General features: G+C 61.1%; 1 pseudogene. It reads right to left on the reverse strand.

Annotation, left to right across the window (positions count from 1 at the left end):
- Window positions 1-288: 288 nt before the first annotated feature.
- Window positions 289-512, reverse strand: a pseudogene (locus tag B7449_RS24790) (IS91 family transposase); the annotation flags it as partial.

The following is a 512-nucleotide window of genomic DNA, read 5'->3' on the forward strand; positions in this document are numbered from 1 at the left end:
CGCGAGGCGTACGAAAGTCTGGGAAGACCGAACCCGCGACACCGGGACTCAGTTATGGAGAATTTGCAACTGGCGCCACCCCGTGAGAGAGCCTGAGCCAGAGCATACAGGTGCGTTTGTGGAACTGGAACGGGTTTTTGTGACCGGATCTGCATGACGCGATGTCAGAACTGGCGGTGCAGGCAGCGATTTTCCCGATTTTTTCAGTGATGCGTACAGGAGCCTCGGTTTGCCGGCGCGGAGCCACTCCGACATCGGGATCGGTCATGCTGTCGTATCTGCGGGCTGTCATGGTGATCCCTTGGTTGGATCACTCGCCTGTGGCGGCCCTCGAGGCTGGCACCATCGGGGAAGGATCTGGATGACGACCATCGGACCACCACAGCATGGGCACGGCGGTGGCGTGACCGGTTCGGCTTCCGGGACTTCTGGCGCTGGTGTGGATATGACATTCAGCAATTCCCGCACCCGGGCGAGGCTGGCCTTGCGGCTGGAACTGGCCAGCAGGCCAT

The sequence above is a fragment of the Komagataeibacter intermedius TF2 genome, assembly GCF_000964425.1.
Lineage (GTDB): Bacteria > Pseudomonadota > Alphaproteobacteria > Acetobacterales > Acetobacteraceae > Komagataeibacter > Komagataeibacter intermedius.